Genomic DNA, 2,800 nt, shown 5'->3' with positions numbered 1-2,800 from the left:
GTTAAATACATAAATAAAAATATTTGATTAAAAATGTTTGTTTTTATGTGACTGTTCAAAATATTCGTGCAAAGTTCCAGATTTTTGTTTCACGCAGATTTAAAAAAGATTTAAGCTGATGTTGCAGATTATTTTTAACTTTTTTTTAGCCTTAATTAATAATTTAAAAATCTTTTTGAAATCAGCTAACATCTGCCAAATCTGCGTGAAACAAAAACTTAGTGCCTTTGTAGCAACTATCCAACACACTTCAAATGTGAAACTTTTCACAAAAAAATCAATTCGTTTGTTTTTATGACCAATCGGTCATATATTTGTACTCGTAAAATGAAAACGATCATGACAAAGGGAGAAGAAACCAGACAATTTATCATAGAAAAAGCAGCCCCTATTTTTAACACAAAAGGAATTGCTGCAACCGCTATGAGCGATATTATGGAGGCTACAAAATTGTCTAAAGGAAGTATGTACGTGCATTTTGAAAACAAAGATGTTCTTGCCTGCGCCGCCGTAGATCATAATATGAAAGTTTTGGGCGATAAACTGGTCTCAGAAATCAGCAAAAGTAAAACGGCCAAAGAAGAGCTTTTTACATATATCGATTTTTTTAGCAATGCGGTAAATCCGCCTCTTATGGGAGGTTGTCCTTTATTGAATTTTGGAACCGAAGCAGATGACACTAATCCTGTCGTAAAAGAAAAAATACATAAAGGCTGTAACTCTAATCAGCAATTATTAGCAAATAGCGTAAATAAAGGAATTGCTAACGGAGAGTTTAAACCGGAATGGAATGCCGAAGAGTTTGCAGTGATTATGTTTGCCATGATGGAAGGCGGTCACCTAATTTCGAGAGTTTCAGGCAATAATGATAAAATGAAAATCATAGCAAAAACACTAAAAAAAATTATTGAGGAGAACACTCTTTAATTTTTTTTATCAAAAAAATGACCGATCAGTCATATTTATACAATTACAATATCAATTTACATTTCACAATTCACAATTAAAAATTAACCATTCACAATTAAAAATTAAGAAAACATGTCAAAAACAATTTTAATTTCAGGAGCATCAAAAGGATTTGGAAGAGCCTGGACAGAAGCATTTCTAGCAAAAGGATACAAGGTAGCTGCAACAGCCCGAAATATTGATACCCTTGCCGACTTAAAAGCACAATACGGAGACGCTATTTTGCCTTTAACTTTAGATGTCAACAAACGCGAAGATTCGTTTGCATTGGTACAAAAAGTACAACAACATTTTGGTACAATCGATATTCTGATTAATAATGCGGGTTACGCATTAAACGGAGCGGTTGAAGAAGCGAGCGAAGCAGAAGCAAGAGCGCAATTTGAAACCAATTTCTTTGGTACTCTTTGGCTGACTCAAGCGGTTTTACCAATCATGAGAAATCAAAAAAGCGGTCATATTATACAAGTTTCTTCTATTTTAGGAATTGCCACTTTGCCTAATTTAGGACTTTATAATGCTTCTAAATTTGCCGTAGAAGGTCTTACTGAAACATTATCTCAGGAGGTAAAACAATTCGGAATCAACGTGACTTTGGTAGAGCCAAACGGTTATTTTACTGATATCTGGGGTAACGAAATAAATAGTAAAAGTATTGACGTTTACGACGGACTTAGAAAAGCCAGTGCTGAAACTGATCGTTCTGAAATTTTTGGAAAAACAAGTGCTACTGTACCTGCAATTGTTAAACTGGTTGAAGCAGAAAACCCTCCTCTACGCCTATTTTTAGGAAAAGTAGCATTGCCATTTGCAAAACAAGTTTACGAACAAAAATTAGCTACCTGGGAAGAATGGGCTGACGTTTCTGTAGCAGCTCATGGTTAATTAAATATTTTTCTTTAAAACTAAAACCTCCAAAATCATTTGTTTTGGAGGTCTTATTATTTAGAATTAAAGCATCCAATCTTTTACATTTTTTGCAAAATCCTGCATATCATTAATAAGTTTACTGGTATGATATCCGTCAGCAACTGCATGATTTACAAATATTGCAACCGGAATTAATGTTTTGTTGTCTTGCTCGAAATATTTACCAAAACGAATTAACGGAAACATCAAATTAGATTCCTGATAGGTATCTTGAGAAAAATTAGTAAAACTTAACCAAGGCAAAGCCGAAATTGAACAAAAATTTGCAGGACGATCTAAACGTGCTTTTATCCCTTTAACATCTTTATATTGCTCTATATCACTCGTTATTGTTTGGTAAAAAAGTTTAAAATCTTCATGATACTCGCTCCAAACATCAGAAAAAGTTTTGTCATCGTCATGAAAAATCGTGTATGACGGAAGAACGTAATTCCAATACCCTAATTGATTTTGATTGTTGTAACTCATCCTAAACTCCTTATTCTGATTTACAGCTCGCATAATTACGTACAGAAATGATGGAAAAAACTTTAATCCCTCTTCTTTTGACAGTGTTAGTAATTCTGTAATGTCAACATTTGCATTGATTGTGTATTTGCACTTTATTGTATTATTAAAATAATCAAAATAAGGTTGTCGTTCCCAATTTTCAGGATCAACAGGTTCAAAAATTCTTTCCATAATTTGTTATTAATCTATTATTGTCTTATTCTGGGTAGTATCTTCTATTGCAAAAATAAAATATCCTCTCTGTAATTAGCCCTAATATCGGGTAGAAAAACTTTCAACTAAAATAAATTAACAACTCTGTAATAAATAACTTCCGGATCTTTTTAAGAATTATTCATATTTCAAGTATTTCAAAACATCTGTTTTGGTTGCCATATAAGCTCTTGATAAT

General features: G+C 32.7%; 3 protein-coding genes. 2 read left to right on the top strand and 1 reads right to left on the bottom strand.

The features are described 5' to 3' along the window. The first annotated feature begins 339 nt into the window (after positions 1–339). On the top strand, positions 340–927 hold the full coding sequence (locus FLACOL7796_RS23495) for a TetR/AcrR family transcriptional regulator (RefSeq protein WP_173973201.1): 588 nt from the start codon (positions 340–342) through the stop codon (positions 925–927). Positions 928–1,041: 114 nt separating this feature from the next. Next, positions 1,042–1,854 (top strand): SDR family NAD(P)-dependent oxidoreductase, encoded by an 813-nt coding sequence (locus tag FLACOL7796_RS23490; protein ID WP_173973200.1) that lies wholly within the window; start codon positions 1,042–1,044, stop codon positions 1,852–1,854. 66 nt (positions 1,855–1,920) lie between these two features. Here the strand turns inward: FLACOL7796_RS23490 and FLACOL7796_RS23485 are convergent, their stop codons facing one another. Beyond that, a complete protein-coding gene (locus FLACOL7796_RS23485) occupies positions 1,921–2,580 on the bottom strand; it encodes a chloramphenicol acetyltransferase (RefSeq protein WP_173973199.1) in 660 nt (219 codons plus the stop codon). Positions 2,581–2,800: the final 220 nt, after the last annotated feature.

Source organism: Flavobacterium bizetiae (genome assembly GCF_902804475.1).
GTDB classification, from domain to species: Bacteria; Bacteroidota; Bacteroidia; order Flavobacteriales; family Flavobacteriaceae; genus Flavobacterium; species Flavobacterium bizetiae.
Note: the sequence above shows the minus strand (reverse complement) of the source record. Positions and strands in the feature narration are given on the sequence as shown.